General features: G+C 53.7%; 16 protein-coding genes, 1 other RNA gene and 1 pseudogene. 13 read left to right on the top strand and 5 right to left on the bottom strand.

The features are described from left to right. Positions 1–62 precede the first annotated feature (62 nt). The 3 genes from ppiD (at position 63) to fadM (ending at position 2,962) form a co-directional block, all read left to right on the top strand. Complete coding sequence (gene ppiD, locus GFC06_RS22130) at positions 63–1,937, top strand: peptidylprolyl isomerase (protein ID WP_016152053.1); 1,875 nt, start codon at positions 63–65, stop codon at positions 1,935–1,937. Positions 1,938–2,083: 146 nt separating this feature from the next. Further along, the gene (locus tag GFC06_RS22125) at positions 2,084–2,458 is read left to right on the top strand and encodes a helix-hairpin-helix domain-containing protein (RefSeq protein ID WP_047357699.1); all 375 of its coding nucleotides are present in this window, start codon (positions 2,084–2,086) and stop codon (positions 2,456–2,458) included. Positions 2,459–2,563: 105 nt separating this feature from the next. Next, positions 2,564–2,962 (top strand): long-chain acyl-CoA thioesterase FadM, encoded by a 399-nt coding sequence (gene fadM, locus GFC06_RS22120; RefSeq protein ID WP_016152055.1) that lies wholly within the window; start codon positions 2,564–2,566, stop codon positions 2,960–2,962. 107 nt (positions 2,963–3,069) lie between these two features. Here the strand turns inward: fadM and queC are convergent, their stop codons facing one another. Continuing rightward, complete coding sequence (queC, locus tag GFC06_RS22115) at positions 3,070–3,765, bottom strand: 7-cyano-7-deazaguanine synthase QueC (RefSeq protein ID WP_003021638.1); 696 nt, start codon at positions 3,763–3,765, stop codon at positions 3,070–3,072. 64 nt (positions 3,766–3,829) lie between these two features. Beyond that, positions 3,830–5,530, bottom strand: a complete 1,701-nt coding sequence (locus tag GFC06_RS22110; RefSeq protein WP_153690665.1) for an SgrR family transcriptional regulator — start codon at positions 5,528–5,530, stop codon at positions 3,830–3,832. A 217-nt stretch (positions 5,531–5,747) separates the two neighbouring features. Here GFC06_RS22110 and cof point away from each other — a divergent pair, with 217 nt between their 5' ends. Then, entirely contained in the window at positions 5,748–6,566 is an 819-nt protein-coding gene (gene cof / locus GFC06_RS22105) for an HMP-PP phosphatase (RefSeq protein WP_153690664.1), read from the top strand. Positions 6,567–6,616: 50 nt separating this feature from the next. Here the strand turns inward: cof and GFC06_RS22100 are convergent, their stop codons facing one another. Next, positions 6,617–7,672, bottom strand: a complete 1,056-nt coding sequence (locus GFC06_RS22100; protein WP_094168793.1) for a PLP-dependent cysteine synthase family protein — start codon at positions 7,670–7,672, stop codon at positions 6,617–6,619. A 116-nt stretch (positions 7,673–7,788) separates the two neighbouring features. Between GFC06_RS22100 and decR the strand changes: the two genes are divergently transcribed. From decR to amtB, 5 genes are all read left to right on the top strand, one after another. Continuing rightward, positions 7,789–8,247 carry a DNA-binding transcriptional regulator DecR gene (decR, locus tag GFC06_RS22095; RefSeq protein ID WP_016152059.1) on the top strand — a complete coding sequence of 153 codons (459 nt, stop codon included), beginning with the start codon at positions 7,789–7,791 and terminating at the stop codon, positions 8,245–8,247. A 44-nt stretch (positions 8,248–8,291) separates the two neighbouring features. Beyond that, positions 8,292–10,064, top strand: coding sequence for a SmdA family multidrug ABC transporter permease/ATP-binding protein (locus GFC06_RS22090; protein WP_080858958.1), 1,773 nt, complete (start codon positions 8,292–8,294; stop codon positions 10,062–10,064). Then, positions 10,057–11,835 carry a SmdB family multidrug efflux ABC transporter permease/ATP-binding protein gene (locus GFC06_RS22085; RefSeq protein WP_016152061.1) on the top strand — a complete coding sequence of 593 codons (1,779 nt, stop codon included), beginning with the start codon at positions 10,057–10,059 and terminating at the stop codon, positions 11,833–11,835. Before GFC06_RS22090 ends, GFC06_RS22085 begins: the two co-directional genes overlap by 8 nt. A gap of 256 nt (positions 11,836–12,091) precedes the next feature. Further along, positions 12,092–12,430, top strand: coding sequence for a P-II family nitrogen regulator (glnK, locus tag GFC06_RS22080; protein WP_003021657.1), 339 nt, complete (start codon positions 12,092–12,094; stop codon positions 12,428–12,430). Positions 12,431–12,461: 31 nt separating this feature from the next. After that, positions 12,462–13,748 carry an ammonium transporter AmtB gene (gene amtB, locus GFC06_RS22075; RefSeq protein ID WP_008783954.1) on the top strand — a complete coding sequence of 429 codons (1,287 nt, stop codon included), beginning with the start codon at positions 12,462–12,464 and terminating at the stop codon, positions 13,746–13,748. Between the two features lie 49 nt (positions 13,749–13,797). Here the strand turns inward: amtB and tesB are convergent, their stop codons facing one another. Next, positions 13,798–14,658, bottom strand: a complete 861-nt coding sequence (tesB, locus tag GFC06_RS22070) for an acyl-CoA thioesterase II (RefSeq protein ID WP_016152062.1) — start codon at positions 14,656–14,658, stop codon at positions 13,798–13,800. 212 nt (positions 14,659–14,870) lie between these two features. On the opposite strand from tesB, the gene GFC06_RS22065 reads away from it, so the two are divergent. Further along, entirely contained in the window at positions 14,871–15,440 is a 570-nt protein-coding gene (locus GFC06_RS22065; RefSeq protein WP_016152063.1) for a YbaY family lipoprotein, read from the top strand. A 31-nt stretch (positions 15,441–15,471) separates the two neighbouring features. Here the strand turns inward: GFC06_RS22065 and GFC06_RS22060 are convergent. Beyond that, positions 15,472–15,861: pseudogene (locus tag GFC06_RS22060) on the bottom strand (MGMT family protein). An 84-nt stretch (positions 15,862–15,945) separates the two neighbouring features. Between GFC06_RS22060 and ffs the strand changes: the two are divergent. From ffs to GFC06_RS22045, 3 genes are all read left to right on the top strand, one after another. After that, positions 15,946–16,042: signal recognition particle sRNA small type (gene ffs / locus GFC06_RS22055), an RNA gene on the top strand. A gap of 197 nt (positions 16,043–16,239) precedes the next feature. After that, positions 16,240–16,491 carry a hypothetical protein gene (locus GFC06_RS22050; RefSeq protein WP_047501909.1) on the top strand — a complete coding sequence of 84 codons (252 nt, stop codon included), beginning with the start codon at positions 16,240–16,242 and terminating at the stop codon, positions 16,489–16,491. Further along, positions 16,488–16,706 (top strand): hypothetical protein, encoded by a 219-nt coding sequence (locus GFC06_RS22045; protein WP_016152066.1) that lies wholly within the window; start codon positions 16,488–16,490, stop codon positions 16,704–16,706. Before GFC06_RS22050 ends, GFC06_RS22045 begins: the two co-directional genes overlap by 4 nt. The last annotated feature ends 47 nt before the right edge of the window (positions 16,707–16,753 follow it).

Here is a 16,753-nt window from a genome sequence, read left to right as displayed (position 1 = left end):
CAACGCGCAGGCGGCTTGAGAGATAACGCGTATAGTCATCTACAGCGGAGTGTGGTTACACCATGATGGACAGCTTACGCACGGCTGCTAACAGTCTCGTGCTCAAGATTATTTTCGGTATCATTATCGTGTCGTTCATTTTGACCGGCGTGAGTGGTTACCTGATTGGCGGGGGCAATAACTTCGCCGCCAAAGTGAATGGCCAGGAGATTAGCCGCGGGCAGTTCGAGAATGCGTTCAATAGCGAACGTAACCGCATGCAGCAACAGCTGGGCGATCAATACTCCGAGCTGGCTGCGAACGAAGGCTACATGAAAACGCTGCGTCAGCAGGTGCTGAATCGTCTTATTGACGAAGCGCTGCTGGATCAGTACTCCCGCGAGCTTAATCTCAACATCAGCGACGATCAGGTTAAACAGGCTATTTTCGCCACGCCTGCGTTCCAGGTGGACGGTAAATTTGATAACAATCGCTACAACGCGATTGTTAATCAGATGGGAATGACCGCAGACCAGTACGCTCAGGCATTACGTAATCAGCTTACTACCCAGCAACTGATTAACGGCGTTGCCGGTACGGACTTCATGCTGAAAGGCGAAACGGACGAGCTGGCGGCGCTGGTCGCACAGCAGCGTATCGTTCGCGAGGCGACAATTGACGTTAACGCACTGGCCGCGAAGCAGTCTGTTACCGAGCAGGAAGTTGCCAGCTACTACGAGCAGAATAAAAACAACTTTATGACGCCGGAACAGTTCCGCGTGAGCTACATCAAGCTGGATGCTGCTGCTATGCAGGAGACGGCCAGCGATGCGGATATTCAGGCTTATTATGACCAGCATCAGGATCAGTTCACTCAGCCGCAGCGTAACCGCTACAGCATCATTCAGACCAAAACGGAAGATGAAGCCAAAGCGGTACTGGACGAGCTGAACAAAGGCGGTGATTTCGCTGCGCTGGCAAAAGAAAAATCTGCTGACATCATCTCTGCCCGTAAAGGCGGCGACATGGGATGGCTGGAAGATTCCACCACCCCGGATGAGCTGAAGAATGCCGGTCTGAAAGAGAAAGGCCAGCTGTCAGGTGTGATTAAGTCTTCCGTTGGTTTCCTCGTTGCGCGTCTTGACGACGTGCAGCCTGCGCAGGTTAAACCGCTGAGCGAAGCCCGCGACGACATTGCGGCGAAAGTGAAGCAGGAAAAAGCGCTGGATGCCTACTATGCGCTGCAGCAGAAAGTGAGCGATGCCGCCAGCAACGATAACGAATCCCTGGCGGGTGCGGAGCAGGCGGCGGGTATGAAAGCGGTTGAAACGGGCTGGTTTAGCCGTGACAGTCTGCCGGAAGAGCTGAACTTCAAACCGGTCGCTGACATCATTTTCAATGGTGGTTTGGTTGGTGAGAACGGTACGCCTGGCAGTAACTCCGACATCATCACCGTGGATGGCGATCGCGCGTTTGTATTGCGAATTGCAGAGCACAAAGCTGAAGCCGTTAAACCACTGGCTGAAGTGAAAGATCAGGTAACTGCGCTTGTTAAGCACAATAAAGCAGAGCAGCAGGCGAAGCTTGATGCCGATAAACTGCTGGCGGATCTGAAAGCTGGTAAGGGCGATGAAGCCATGAAAGCGGCGGGTCTGAGCTTTGGCGAAGCGAAAACGCTGAGCCGTACGGGTCAGGATCCGCTGAGTCAGGCGGCCTTTGGCCTGAGCCTGCCGGCGAAAGACAAACCGAGCTACGGCGTGGCGAACGACATGCAGGGTAACGTTGTACTTCTGGCGCTGGACGAGGTGAAAGCCGGTTCTATGCCTGAAGAGCAGAAGAAAGCGATGGTTCAGGGGATTACCCAGAACAATGCGCAGATTGTCTTTGAAGCGCTGATGAGCAACCTGCGTAAAGCCGCAAAAATTAAAGTCGGTGACGCGCTGGAACAGCAGCAATAACCGAGGCTACTCGCAAAAAATTGCAAAAAGTTGTATCAACCAAAGGCCGCTTTCGCGGCCTTTTCCATTTCTGATATTTGCCGTTTGTCTGCCGTTCTGCACCTCGCTATCGTGATTCCACTGTTAACAAACAAGGAGAAAACAGTATGAAACATGGAATCAAAGCCCTGCTTATTACCCTTTCATTGACCTGCGCCGGTATGGCTCAAAGCGCACTGGCTGCAGAGCCAGTCGCCAAAAGCCAGGCGACTCAAGCCAAAGTGGATGCTACGGGGGTAGCACAAAGCAAAGCCACGCAACCGGCTAAAGCGAGCGATGATGAAGGCACCAGGGTAAGCATCAACAGCGCTTCTGCGGAGGATTTAGCGCGAGTCATGAATGGCGTAGGTCTGAAGAAAGCACAGGCGATTGTCAGCTATCGTGAGGAGTACGGGCCGTTTAAAACGGTGGAGGACTTAAAGCAGGTGCCGGGCATGGGGAGTTCGCTGGTAGAGCGCAATCTGGCAGTTTTAACACTTTAATAACTTGCAGAGTGCTGAAAGTTTGCCAGACTGTAGAGGTCATACCAGTTATGACCTCTTACCCTGAAGTGTGTTCCTATAAAAACAACGTAAGGCTCCTGCGCTATGCAAACACAAATCAAAGTTCGTGGTTTTCATCTTGATGTCTATCAGCACGTTAACAATGCTCGCTATCTTGAGTTTCTGGAAGAAGCCCGCTGGGATGGCCTGGAAAACAGCGACAGCTTTCAGTGGATGACCGCACACAACATCGCTTTTGTGGTCGTGAATATTAACATTAACTACCGCCGCCCTGCGGTGCTGAGCGACCTGCTGACCATTACCAGTCAGGTGCAACAGCTAAATGGCAAAAGCGGTGTGTTGAACCAGACTATCACCCTGGAGCCGGAAGGACAGGTGGTGGCAGACGCGTTGATTACCTTCGTCTGTATTGATTTGAAAACGCAAAAGGCGCTACCGCTGGAAGGGGAGTTGCGCGAAAAACTGGAGCAGATGGTGAAGTGATGGAAGAAAGCCTGACGGCGCTTCGCTTATCAGGCTTACGGGCGATATTGACCACGGTGAATGTCGAAAGCCGGATAAGGTGCGTGCACCGCCATCCGGCAAAACGATCACTTTAGTCCTGTTTTCTGCTTCATTGCCGCCATCACTGCCGGTTTATCTGCCAGATAATGGTTCAGGCCGTTGGCGCGCAGATTACAGGCCGCGCAGTGACCGCAACCGTCACCTTTGATGCCGTTATAGCAGGTCAGCGTTTCTTCGCGTACCAGGTCCAGCTTGCCCCAGTAATCGGCCAGTGCCCAGGTTTCGGCTTTATCGATCCACATCAGCGGGGTTTCAAAGCGGATATCTTTCGCCATTCCCAGGCTTACGGCATGGTTCAGGGCTTTGACAAACTCATCGCGGCAGTCCGGATATCCAGAGAAATCCGTTTCACAAACGCCGGTAATGACCGCCTCCGCCTGCACCTGATACGCGTAAATCGCCGCCAGCGTTAAAAACAGAATATTGCGTCCTGGCACAAAGGTATTGGGAATGCCGTTCGCATCCGGTTCGTAATCGGGTACCGGAATGTTATCGCGGGTCAGGCTGCTGACGGCCAGTTCGCTGAGCAGCGTTACATCAAGTACCTTGTGCGCACGCGCGCCAAGTTTTAAGGCCAGGTCACGTGCGACATCAATCTCAGCGCGATGGCGCTGACCATAATCAAAGGTCACGCAGTGCACTTCATCATACTGATGCAGCGCTTGCGCCAGACAGGTTGTGGAGTCCTGACCCCCACTGAATACAACAACGGCACGTTTCATGGTTTTTCCTGACAAATAACGAAACCCTTATGGTAGCGCCTGGACGTGTCGCCGACCAGCTTCTTCACGCCGACGGGGGCGGTAGCCAGGCTTCGGTAAATTCAAACCAGCCGCGAGGATTCAGGCGTACGCCGTTCACGCCCGGCGGAGCGCTAATACGATAGTGATAATTGAACAGCGGTGTCAGGGTCGCGTCATGCATCAGCGAGGCGAAAACGTGTTGTAAAGCCGCATGACGATCGTCCTCATCGGCCTGAATTTGCAGGGCATCCAGGGTGGTTTGCAGATGAGTATATGCCGGTGAACTCAATACATGTGACCAGAGCTGATCGCAGCGCAGCCACTGTTCGAGGGTATATTCAGGCGCTTCGCCAATCAGCCTGTCGCCCATCATCAGGTCGGCCTGGGCTAAAGGATGGTCGCCATCCCAGTTTTTAGCATTATGAAAAATAAGCGTTAATTCACAGTCGAGTAGCGCCAGCGCCTGGCGAAGCTGTTCAGCCATGGCGTGCAACTCTACCGGCAGGTGATAGGCCAGCGTAAGTTTTTCCGGTAGCGGCACGTCATCCCGTTCATCCCATTGGGGGATCGTCCATCCCGGCAGCAGCGCATTGCTTGGCGTGATCAGGTTTTCATCCACGTCAAGCGTTTGTAGCAGGGAAGATCGGTGGATAATATTGACCAGGCGACGGGCCTGCTGCGTATTCAGCCGCGCGCTTTTTCTGAGCGTGAGATAGCAGAAACCGAGGCTGATCCCGCTGCTTACCTGGCTTAGCATGGGAAGCTCTTCGGGTTTACCAATTGCAATTTGAACCGGATGGCGACAGCTGGTGCCCAAATCCTGGGAGAAAAGCTGCGGGGTTATCCAGTATTCAATGGCTTTTAGTAGCGGATGACTCAGGTGGTAGTGATCGTGACTCTCGATGCGCACCAGGTCAGGGGTAAACAGCGTCAACCGGAACGGACCGGTACCAACAAACGGGAGTTCGGGATGTGCCAGGTGACTGCTGTAGCTTGCCAGACGATGCGCCAGCCAGAAGTCTGGGCGATGCAAAATAAAGGTTAGGCACTGGGGATGCGTCACCTCAATGCGCTTTACGCTGATAAACAGCTTATTTAACGCGGGTAGCTCTAACAGCTTCAGCAACTGTTGATGTAGCTGTGTGCTGCTGACCGCATCGCCGTTATGCCAGTACAGGGTGGAGCGAATATAGAAATCCCAGCGCTGGCCGTCGGCGGAGATATTCCAGTGGTGGGCTAAATCTCCGCAGGGGCGTTGCGTAACACTGTCGAACCGGGTCAGGCCCGAGAATATTTGTCCGGCGAGGTGTTGCTCTGCGCGACCGGGGAGGAATCCAGGGTGCAAAGGGTCGAGCTGGCGGTAATAGGGGATACGCAGCGTTGGCGTGTCATTTTGCCACTGCCCGCCCATAAACGGCTGGAGCAGTGTTCTTAATTCTCCCGGCGCCAGCTGAGCCAGCTCCAGTACGCTAAGTTGCTCCCCCTTTTGCAGCGCTTGCTCCATCATAATGCTGCGTAGCGAATCTGGCGTCACCAAAAAGCGTAGCTGCCCGCGTTTCCCACGCCCCGACTGGGCGTGCCACTCCAGCCAGCCAGCATCCTGCGCTTGCTTCAGCAGGGTACGCACGTGGCGCTCGCTGCAAAAACAGCGTTCTGCCAGCTCCCCGACGGTCACCGACTGCGGTTCTCCCGCCGACGGCTGCCACAGGCGTTGGTACTGATTCAGGCGATTCAACAATCTCATATACACGTCATCCTTCAAGCTGCCTCTTTGTTGGCGGCGTTAATTCACCCCAGTCACTGCATGCTCCTGGACGTTCATTCACTTGCCGCCTGGATGCAACTTGAATGATTTTGTGTAATAAACCCGGAACAATTCATTTTATCTATTCACTATTACTTCCGTATATCTCAGGTGATACTGAATCACAAGTTAACCGCGTCACAGTGTGGAGAAAGAAATGGCTCGTCTGGCTGCATTTGATATGGATGGCACCCTTTTGATGCCGAATCACCATTTAGGTGACGAAACGCTTTCAACGCTGGCGCGCCTGCGTGAACGCGAGATCACCCTGACATTTGCCACCGGCCGCCATGTGCTTGAGATGCGCCATATTTTGGGTTCTATCTCACTGGACGCCTTTTTGATCACGGGTAACGGCACGCGCATTCACTCTGTTGAGGGCGATGTATTGCACCGTCAGGATCTGGATCCAACTGTGGCGGATATTGTGTTACATCAGAAGTGGGATACTACAGCCAGCATGCATGTCTTTAATGACAGTGGTTGGTTCACCGGACAAGAGATCCCATCGCTGCTACAGGCGCATGTGTATAGCGGATTTCGCTACCAGATCGTCGATGTGAAACGTATCCCGGCTCATCAGGTAACGAAAGTCTGTTTCTGTGGGGATCATGACTCCCTGATCCAATTACGCATTCAACTGAATGAGGCGCTGGGTGAGCAGGCAAATCTCTGTTTTTCCGCGGTTGATTGCCTTGAGGTGCTGCCGGTGGGCTGTAACAAAGGATCGGCGCTGGCGGTACTAAGCGACCACTTAGGTTATTCAATGGCCGAATGTATGGCATTTGGCGATGCCATGAACGATCGCGAAATGTTAGGCAGCGTTGGGCGCGGCCTGATTATGGGCAACGCGATGCCACAACTGATTGCTGAACTGCCGCATTTGTCGGTGATTGGGCATTGCCGCAATCAGGCGGTGTCACACTTTTTGACGCATTGGCTGGACAATCCGCATCTACCTTATTCCCCCGAATGAGAGATCCCTTCCAGCAAGCCAGACTTCGCGTCTGGCTTTTTTTTATCCCATTAATGGGTGTTCAGAAGCCGGGTGAGTTCCGCTTTCCACGGCGTTAAATCACCGATGTGCGTGTCGATCCACTGCGGGTTGTAGTAGGTTTCAAGATAGCGTTCGCCGCTGTCGCACAGCAGCGTGACCAGTGAACCGCTTTCTCCGGCATCGCGCATACGGGCGGCAAGTTGCAGCGTTCCCCACATGTTGGTGCCGGTTGAAGCGCCGACTTTGCGGCCCAACTGCGTTTCCAGCCAGTGTGCGGTGGCCACGCTTGCGGCATCCGGTACGCGCAGCATTTCATCGACTACGTCAGGAATGAAGGAGGGTTCGACACGTGGGCGGCCGATGCCTTCGATTTTGCTTCCTACCGGGCTGCGTAACGTTGCATCGCGATCCTGCCAGAAGGGCAGAAAGACTGAGTTTTCCGGATCCACCACCATCAGGCGGGTGTCGTAGCCCTGACAACGAATATAGCGGCCAATGGTTGCAGAGGTGCCGCCGGTTCCGGCGCTCATCACAATATGGCGGGGGACGGGGTTGGGCTCGCACTGCATCTGACGGAAGATGCTGTCAGCAATATTGTTATTGCCACGCCAGTCGGTAGCGCGCTCAGCATAAGTGAACTGGTCCATGTAATGACCGTTCAGCTCACGCGCCAGCTGTTCAGAGGCCGCATAGATTTCACAGGCGCTTTCCACGAAATGACAGCGACCACCGTAAAACTCAATCTGTTCAATTTTACGCTTCGCTGTACAGGAAGGCATGACGGCAATAAACGGCAGCCCTAACAATCGGGCGAAATAAGCTTCGGAGACCGCCGTTGAACCGGACGATGATTCAATGATGGTGGTGCCTTCTTTAATCCAGCCATTGCACAATCCGTACAGAAACAGTGAACGCGCCAGACGATGCTTCAGGCTCCCGGTGGGATGCGTGCTCTCATCTTTTAAATAGATCTGAATGCCCGGGAACGCCGGTAGCGACAGACGAATGAGATGCGTATCCGCAGAACGCTGATAATCCGCGTTGATTTCATTGATGGCGTTTTTAACCCAGGAGCTATTCATCATTAATAGATATCCATTTGTCATTTTGTGCCAAGAATAGCGAAAAGCACGGAAAAAATTGTTGCCATTTAGCCTTTAAAATAGAATGTAAGGAGAAAATTCTTCTCTGTGGAGTGGATATGTTAGACAAAATTGACCGTAAGCTGCTTAGCTTACTGCAACAGGACTGCACCCTTTCTTTGCAGGCGTTAGCAGATGCCGTTAATCTGACTACCACCCCCTGCTGGAAACGCCTCAAACGGCTTGAGGATGACGGTATCCTGCTGGGTAGAGTCGCCCTGTTGGATCCAGAAAAACTGGGACTGGGGCTGACCGCGTTTGTGCTGATTAAGACTCAGCATCACAGCAGTGAATGGTATTGCCGCTTTGTCACCGAAGTCACCGGTATGCCGGAGGTTCTGGGGTTCTGGCGTATGGCAGGGGAGTATGATTACCTGATGCGAGTGCAGGTCGCCGATATGAAAAGCTACGATGAATTTTATAAGCGCCTGGTGAACAGCGTACCGGGCCTGTCTGACGTCACCTCCAGCTTTGCGATGGAACAGATTAAATACACAACTGCTCTCCCTATTGAATAACTCTCCCGGCGCTTATTGCCGGAAATCTTGTCAGGACATAACGCGTGCGATTATTTGCTCAATTAAGCTGGTACTTCCGCCGGGAGTGGCGTCGCTACCTCGGGGCGGTGGCCCTGCTTATCATCATCGCTATCCTTCAGCTTATTCCGCCGAAAGTGGTCGGGATCATTGTGGATGGCGTGACGACTCAACGCTTCACCACCGAGTGGCTGCTGATGTGGGTGGGAACAATTGCCCTGATTGCAGTGGTGGTTTATTTGCTGCGCTATGTCTGGCGCGTGCTGCTGTTTGGCGCATCCTACCAACTGGCGGTTGAGCTGCGGGAAGATTATTACCGTCAGTTGAGTCGCCAGCATCCAGAATTTTATCTGCGTCACCGCACGGGCGATCTGATGGCGCGTGCGACCAACGATGTCGATCGGGTCGTATTTGCCGCCGGAGAAGGCGTGCTGACGCTGGTAGATTCGCTGGTAATGGGATGTGCGGTGCTGATCGTGATGTCAACGCAGATAAGCTGGCAGTTGACGTTAATTGCGCTGCTGCCGATGCCGGTGATGGCGTTGATGATCAAACGTTACGGCGATCGACTGCATAACCGCTTTAAGCTGGCGCAGGCGGCGTTTTCCAGTCTCAACGACCGTACTCAGGAAAGCCTGACCAGTATTCGCATGATCAAGGCCTTCGGTCTGGAGGATCGGCAATCGGCATTATTTGCCGCCGATGCCGAAGATACCGGTAAGAAAAACCTGCGCGTGGCGCGCATTGACGCCCGTTTTGATCCCACGATTTATATCGCCATTGGCATGGCTAACCTACTGGCGATTGCTGGGGGAAGCTGGATGGTGGTGCACGGCTCGCTGACGCTCGGCCAGCTCACCAGCTTTATGATGTATCTCGGTTTGATGATTTGGCCGATGCTGGCGCTGGCATGGATGTTTAACATCGTCGAACGTGGCAGCGCGGCGTACAGCCGTATTCGCGCCATGCTGTCTGAAGCGCCGGTGGTGGATGACGGCACTGAACCGGTACCGGAAGGGCGTGGGGAGCTGGCGGTGGCGATTCGCGAATTTTGCTACCCGCAAACGACACACCCGGCGCTGGAAAATGTGAACTTCCAGCTTAAACCTGGGCAGATGCTGGGCATCTGTGGGCCTACCGGCGCGGGGAAAAGTACGGTGCTGTCGCTGATTCAGCGTCATTTTGATATCACCCACGGCGATGTGCGCTTTCATGATATCCCCTTAACGCGATTACAACTGGATAGCTGGCGCAGCCGGCTGGCAGTTGTCAGCCAGACGCCATTCCTGTTTTCGGATACCGTTGGCAATAACATCGCGTTAGGACGCCCTCAGGCCACGCAGGAAGAGATCGAGTATGTGGCACGCCTTGCCAGCGTTCATGAGGATATTTTACGTCTTCCGCAGGGCTACGACACCGAAGTTGGCGAACGTGGGGTGATGCTGTCTGGTGGGCAAAAACAGCGTATTTCTATCGCTCGAGCGCTACTCCTGAACGCTGAAATCTTGATTCTGGATGATGCGCTGTCGGCGGTAGATGGTCGTACCGAGCATCAGATCCTGCATAACCTGCGCCAGTGGGGCGAAGGCAGAACCGTCATTATTAGCGCCCACCGTTTATCGGCCCTGACGGAAGCCAGTGAGATTATCGTGATGCAGCATGGGCATATTGCCCAGCGCGGCGAGCATGATGCGTTAGTGCAGCAGCCTGGCTGGTATCGCGATATGTACCGCTATCAGCAACTGGAAGCGGCGCTGACTGATGCACCAGAGATAAACGAGGAGGCGGCTAATGCGTAGTTTTGGGCAATTATGGCCGACCCTGAAAAGATTGCTGGCGTATGGCTCTCCATGGCGAAAACAGCTGGCTATTGCGGTAGTCATGCTCTGGGTGGCGGCTGCGGCGGAAGTCAGCGGTCCGCTGCTGATTAGCTATTTTATCGATAACATGGTGGCGAAGAATAATCTGCCGCTGGCGATGGTCGCCGGGCTGGTTGCGGCATATATCGGTCTACAACTGCTGGCGGCTGGCCTGCATTACGCGCAGTCATTGCTGTTTAACCAGGCGGCAGTTGGCGTAGTACAACAGTTGCGCACCGACGTAATGGACGCTGCGCTGCGCCAGCCGCTCAGCGCCTTTGATACTCAACCTGTCGGGCAGCTAATCTCCCGCGTGACCAACGACACTGAAGTTATTCGCGACCTGTACGTGACGGTGGTAGCAACGGTCCTGCGCAGCGCGGCATTAATTGGCGCCATGCTGGTAGCGATGTTCAGCCTTGAGTGGCGTATGGCGCTAGTGGCGATGGCCATTTTCCCGGCCGTGCTGGTGGTGATGGTGATTTATCAACGCTACAGCACCCCGATTGTGCGCCGGGTTCGCGCTTATCTGGCGGATATTAACGATGGCTTTAACGAAGTCATCAACGGCATGAGTGTTATCCAGCAGTTCCGCCAGCAGGCGCGATTTGGCGAGAGAATGGGCGAAGCAAGCCGCTCGCACTATATGGCGCGTATGCAGACCCTGCGACTGGATGGTTTTTTGTTGCGCCCGCTGCTTAGCCTTTTCTCGGCGCTGATCCTCTGCGGATTGCTGATGCTGTTCAGTTTTACCTCTGGCAGCTCGATCGAGGTTGGCGTGCTGTACGCGTTTATCAGCTACCTCGGCCGTTTGAACGAACCGCTGATCGAGTTGACCACTCAGCAATCAATGTTGCAGCAGGCGGTTGTCGCCGGTGAGCGAGTGTTCGAACTGATGGATGGGCCACGTCAGCGCTATGGTGAAGATGAGCGGCCGCTAAAGAGCGGGGACATTGAGGTGGATAACGTTTCATTTGCCTATCGCGACGACAATCTGGTGCTGCAAAATATCAGTTTGTCCGTGCCTTCGCGCAGCTTTGTGGCTTTGGTCGGACACACCGGCAGTGGTAAAAGCACGCTCGCCAGCCTGTTGATGGGTTACTACCCGCTGACGCAGGGGGAAATCCGCCTTGATGGACGGCCGCTGTCTTCACTGAGCCACGGTGCGTTACGTCAGGGCATCGCCATGGTGCAGCAGGATCCGGTGGTGATGGCAGATACCTTCCTGGCGAACGTTACGCTGGGCCGCGATATCTCAGAAGAGCGGGTATGGCAGGCGCTGGAGACCGTGCAACTGGCTGAACTGGCGCGAGGTCTGAGCGAGGGGATTCATACCCGTCTGGGCGAGCAGGGCAATAATCTCTCCGTTGGTCAAAAACAGCTGCTGGCGTTGGCGCGGGTGTTGGTTGAAACGCCACAGGTGTTGATCCTCGACGAAGCCACGGCCAGTATTGACTCCGGTACTGAACAGGCCATTCAGCAAGCTCTGGCGGCGGTACGTGAACACACCACGCTGGTGGTGATTGCGCATCGGTTATCGACGATTGTCGATGCGGACACCATTCTGGTGCTGCATCGCGGTCAGGCGGTGGAGCGTGGTACGCACCAGCAATTACTGGCGGCGCAAGGCCGTTACTGGCAGATGTATCAGCTACAGTTGGCGGGTGAAGAGTTAGCCGCCAGCACGCAAGACGATTCTGTTATCGCCTGATGGCGCGGCGCTTATCCGGTCTGGGGCCAGCACGGTCTCGTAGGCCGGGTAAGGCGTTTACGCTGCCATCCGGCAATCAACAATCTGGTGCAAAAATGTAACGCACTATGCACCGTTATAGTGCGTTTTTTCTTTTCCTCTCCCGGAAGTACCCTGAGAACCTGAATCATCCCGCCTTTTTCATTCCTGGCACATCCCTTGCAATATTCCTCTCGTGTATCTGCAGCCACTACTGAATTCTGACTGGAGGGGATCTATGAAGCTGGTTACCGTGGTAATCAAACCGTTCAAACTGGAAGACGTCCGTGAAGCATTGTCGTCTATTGGTATTCAGGGGCTGACCGTCACCGAAGTGAAGGGGTTTGGCCGACAGAAAGGTCATGCTGAGCTGTACCGTGGGGCTGAATATAGCGTCAATTTTCTGCCGAAGGTGAAGATTGATGTGGCGATTGCCGACGACCAACTGGATGGCGTGATTGATGTCATCAGTAAGGCGGCATACACCGGAAAAATTGGCGACGGCAAAATCTTCGTCGCCGAGCTGCAACGTGTGATTCGTATTCGTACCGGCGAAGCCGACGAAGCCGCACTGTAACGTCTGGCACACAGTGATAGGAAACCAAAAAATGAAGATAGCAACGATGAAAACAGGTATTGCTTCACTGGCGCTGCTGCCGGGACTGGCGATGGCGGCACCGGCGGTTGCGGATAAAGCGGATAACGCTTTTATGATGATCTGTACCGCGCTGGTGCTGTTTATGACCATCCCTGGCATTGCGCTGTTCTACGGCGGTTTGATTCGCGGTAAGAACGTGCTGTCGATGCTGACTCAGGTTACGGTGACATTTGCTCTGGTTTGTATTTTATGGGTGGTTTATGGCTACTCACTGGCCTTCGGCGAAGGTAATAATTTCTTCGGCAACTTCAACTGGGTATTGCTGAAGAATATTGCGCTGACGGCGGTAACGGGGAGCTTCTACCAGTACATTCACGTTGCTTTTCAGGGCTCGTTCGCCTGCATCACCGTTGGGCTAATCGTCGGTGCGCTGGCTGAACGTATTCGCTTCTCCGCGGTGCTGATTTTTGTGGTGGTATGGTTAACGCTGTCGTACATCCCCATTGCCCATATGGTCTGGGGCGGCGGCTTGCTGGCTTCCCACGGCGCGCTGGATTTTGCTGGTGGAACGGTTGTACACATCAACGCGGCGATTGCCGGTCTGGTAGGCGCGTATCTGATTGGCAAACGTGTCGGTTTTGGCAAAGAAGCTTTTAAACCGCATAACCTGCCGATGGTCTTCACCGGTACCGCTATTCTCTACATTGGTTGGTTTGGCTTTAACGCTGGTTCAGCGGGTACGGCAAATGAAATCGCCGCACTGGCCTTCGTCAATACCGTGGTCGCCACCGCTGCAGCCATCCTCGGATGGATCTTCGGTGAATGGGCGCTGCGTGGTAAACCGTCTCTGCTGGGCGCCTGCTCTGGTGCCATTGCGGGTCTGGTGGGCGTAACACCTGCATGTGGCTATATCGGTGTCGGCGGCGCGCTGATTATCGGTGTCGTTGCGGGTCTGGCAGGCCTGTGGGGCGTGACCATGCTGAAGCGTTTTCTGCGTGTGGACGATCCGTGTGACGTGTTTGGCGTTCACGGCGTGTGCGGCATTGTCGGCTGTATCCTGACCGGAGTTTTCGCTGCCAGCTCTTTGGGAGGCGTGGGCTTTGCCGAGGGCGTGACCATGGGGCATCAGCTGCTGGTGCAACTGGAAAGCGTGGCTATCACCATCGTCTGGTCCGGCGTGGTGGCTTTCATTGGCTATAAGCTGGCGGATATGACGGTGGGTTTGCGCGTACCGGAAGAGCAGGAGCGCGAAGGTCTGGATGTAAACAGTCACGGCGAGAACGCTTACAACGCCTGATTCTCAATTTGCCGGATGGCAACGCTTTTGCGCCACCATCCGGTAATTCTCAATTGCGATTACGCATTACCCCTTCCTGTACGGTAGAAGCGACCAGCACGCCATCCTGGGTATAAAACTCTCCGCGTACAAAGCCCCGGGCACCGGATGCCGAAGTACTCTCGACGTTATACAGCAGCCATTCATTGATATTAAACGGACGGTGGAACCACATGGAATGGTCAATGGTGGCGATCTGAATCCCTTTTTCCAGGAAGCCAATCCCATACGGTTGCAGCGCAACAGGCAGGAAGTTCAGGTCTGAGGCATAACCCAGCAGATACTGATGGACGCGCAGATCGTCCTGCAGCACGCCGTTAGCTCGGATCCATACCTGGCGCGTCGGAGGTGCGACGTGACCTTTTAGGGGGTTATGAAACTCGACAGGGCGTACTTCCAACGGACGATCGTTGATAAATTTTTCTTTCAACAGCGGCGGCAGCAAATGCGCCACTGAGCGGGCAATTTCCGTTTCTGATTTCAGCTCATCGGGACCCGGCGCATCCGGCATGGTTTTCTGATGTTCAAATCCGTCTTCCGGTGCCTGAAAAGAGGCGGTCATGTAAAAAATGGGTTTACCATTCTGGATCGCAGCAACTCGGCGCGCGCTGAAGCTGTTACCATCACGCAGGACTTCCACATCATAGATGATGGGCTTTTGGCTATCGCCGGGGCGTAAAAAGTAGCTGTGAAAAGAGTGTACCAGACGCTCTTCCGGTACGGTTTCTTTTGCGGCATATAGCGCCTGACCGACAACCTGTCCCCCAAAAACCTGACGTAACCCTAAGTCTTCACTTTGGCCCCGAAAGAGTCCTTCTTCAATTTTTTCCAGATTTAACAATGTCAGCAAATTTTTCAGTGCCAGACTCATACGTGCTCTCCAGGTGATATCGATGTCGCAGCGAGGTAGGCAGAGTATAACGCAATTTTAAAAGTGGTCCGATGGGTGCAATTGTCTGAATTACTGGCCTATTACAGGCAAAAATAGCTGTCTTGTGCCACACTTAGTCACGTTATGTTTTTGTTAACCACTCTTCTGGCGAGGAAAGTTCTCGCTGGTGCATAGATGATAAGGAGAATTTAATGAAACTCGTGCACATGGTAAGTGGTTTAGCGGTTGCAGTCGCTCTGGCGGCCTGTGCCGATAAAAGCGCTGATATTCAGACACCTGCGCCAAGCCCTAATACCTCAATTTCTGACACACAGTCTAAAATTCAGCAGCCAAATGTCTCCGGTACAGTATGGATCCGTCAGAAAGTGGCCTTGCCACCCGATGCGGTGCTAACCGTTACACTGTCAGATGCTTCACTGGCCGATGCGCCGTCAAAAGTGCTGTCGCAAAAAGCGGTTCGTACTGAAGGTAAACAGGCGCCTTTCAGCTTTGTATTACCGTTCAACCCGGCAGATATTCAACCTAACGCCCGTATTCTGCTGAGTGCGGCTATTACGGTAAATGATAAACTGGTCTTTATTACTGATACCGTTCAGACGGTCATCAATCAGGGTGGGACTAAAGCTGACCTGACGCTGGTCCCGGTACAGCAAACAGCAGTACCGGTTCAGGCGAGCGGTGGGGCTACTACCACGGTTCCGTCAACGTCACCAACCCAGGTTAATCCGTCATCTGCGGTTCCGGCTCCCACGCAGTACTAAGGTCGTTGTAACCCTCTCCGCCTGGAGAGGGTTAGTACACCCAGCGATAGCGCTGTAAATCGATCTGTCCGCTTCCTGAAACCACTATTCCTTCTGCCAGCAACGCCTGACGTTGTCGTTGCAGGTCGGGACCCGTCAGCGAAATGGCCCCATGGCGATTGACCACCCGATGCCAGGGCAGGGTGCTGCCTTCGGGGAGACGTTTAAGCACGCCGCCTACCTGACGCGCAGCGCGCGGCGATCCCGCAAGCCGGGCAACATCGCCATACGTGGTGACGAAACCTTCGGGGATTGAAGCGACGATTTGCCAGACGCGTTGGGGGAAAGAGTCTTGTATATCCATCATTTATTCCTGCGCTAATCCTCCAGCATAATGCCGAATGGCGAAGGAGTGAAGCCGCATTGCACAAGAAAACAGCATCCGATGCTGGATGGGTTGCAATTACAGGGTGCAGCAGTGATAATGCGCCTGCGCGTTGGTTAACAACGCTCTCAATGGGGGCTCTGTTGGTTCTCCCGCAACACTACTCTGTTTACCAGGTCAGGTCCGGAAGGAAGCAGCCAAGGCAGATGACGTGTGTGCCGGGATGTAGCTGGCAGGGCCCCCACCCATTTCTGCCGTCCGGCAATTTCTCTTCTGTTTATCTTCTTTTCTTTGTCATCGGATCGTCATTTTATTGTCATCAAATACTGTCACTGTGTTTTGGGGATGTTATTTGAGCTTTTGCCGCCGCCATTGCGCTGTAATGACATGGTCTTACATCCGGTGTGTTGTGGCTGACTACAAGGATTTTCCACGATGTCGACCGCTGTATTGAATGTCAAAGTTGATGAGACGCTAAAAGAAAAGCTTCGCCATTATGCTGAAGTGCATAATGAAAATTTGAGTATCGCCACGGAAAAACTGCTACTGATCGCGTTTTCCGCCATTGAAGAGGTGGGAGTCTCCGCTGAGGATATCGATAGCCAGCATACGGAAGAATCCGTAGTTGACGCACTGACTCCTAAAGAAATCAAAGCATTGCGAAGATTACTGAAGAAGAAAAAATGAAACAACAATCGCTCTCAACCGCCTGTAATTATGGCGAAGCCTGTGAAATGCTGCGCTCCGGTTATGTGAAACACGTTCGTCTGAGCTGGAATGTCGGCAGCGATGAGTTCTTCCGTATTGCCTCCGACTGGTGTGATGCTGGGGCAAAAATTAAGAAAGACGGTGAGAATTTCGTGATTTCCCTGAAGGGTTTTCCGGTTCCTCCTCAGCGGTAGTATTGCCAGGACCTCCTCGTCCATCACGGCATTCAAGAGCGGGTCCT

Source organism: Citrobacter braakii (assembly GCF_009648935.1).
In the GTDB taxonomy this organism is placed as follows: domain Bacteria; phylum Pseudomonadota; class Gammaproteobacteria; order Enterobacterales; family Enterobacteriaceae; genus Citrobacter; species Citrobacter braakii.
Note: the sequence above shows the minus strand (reverse complement) of the source record. Positions and strands in the feature narration are given on the sequence as shown.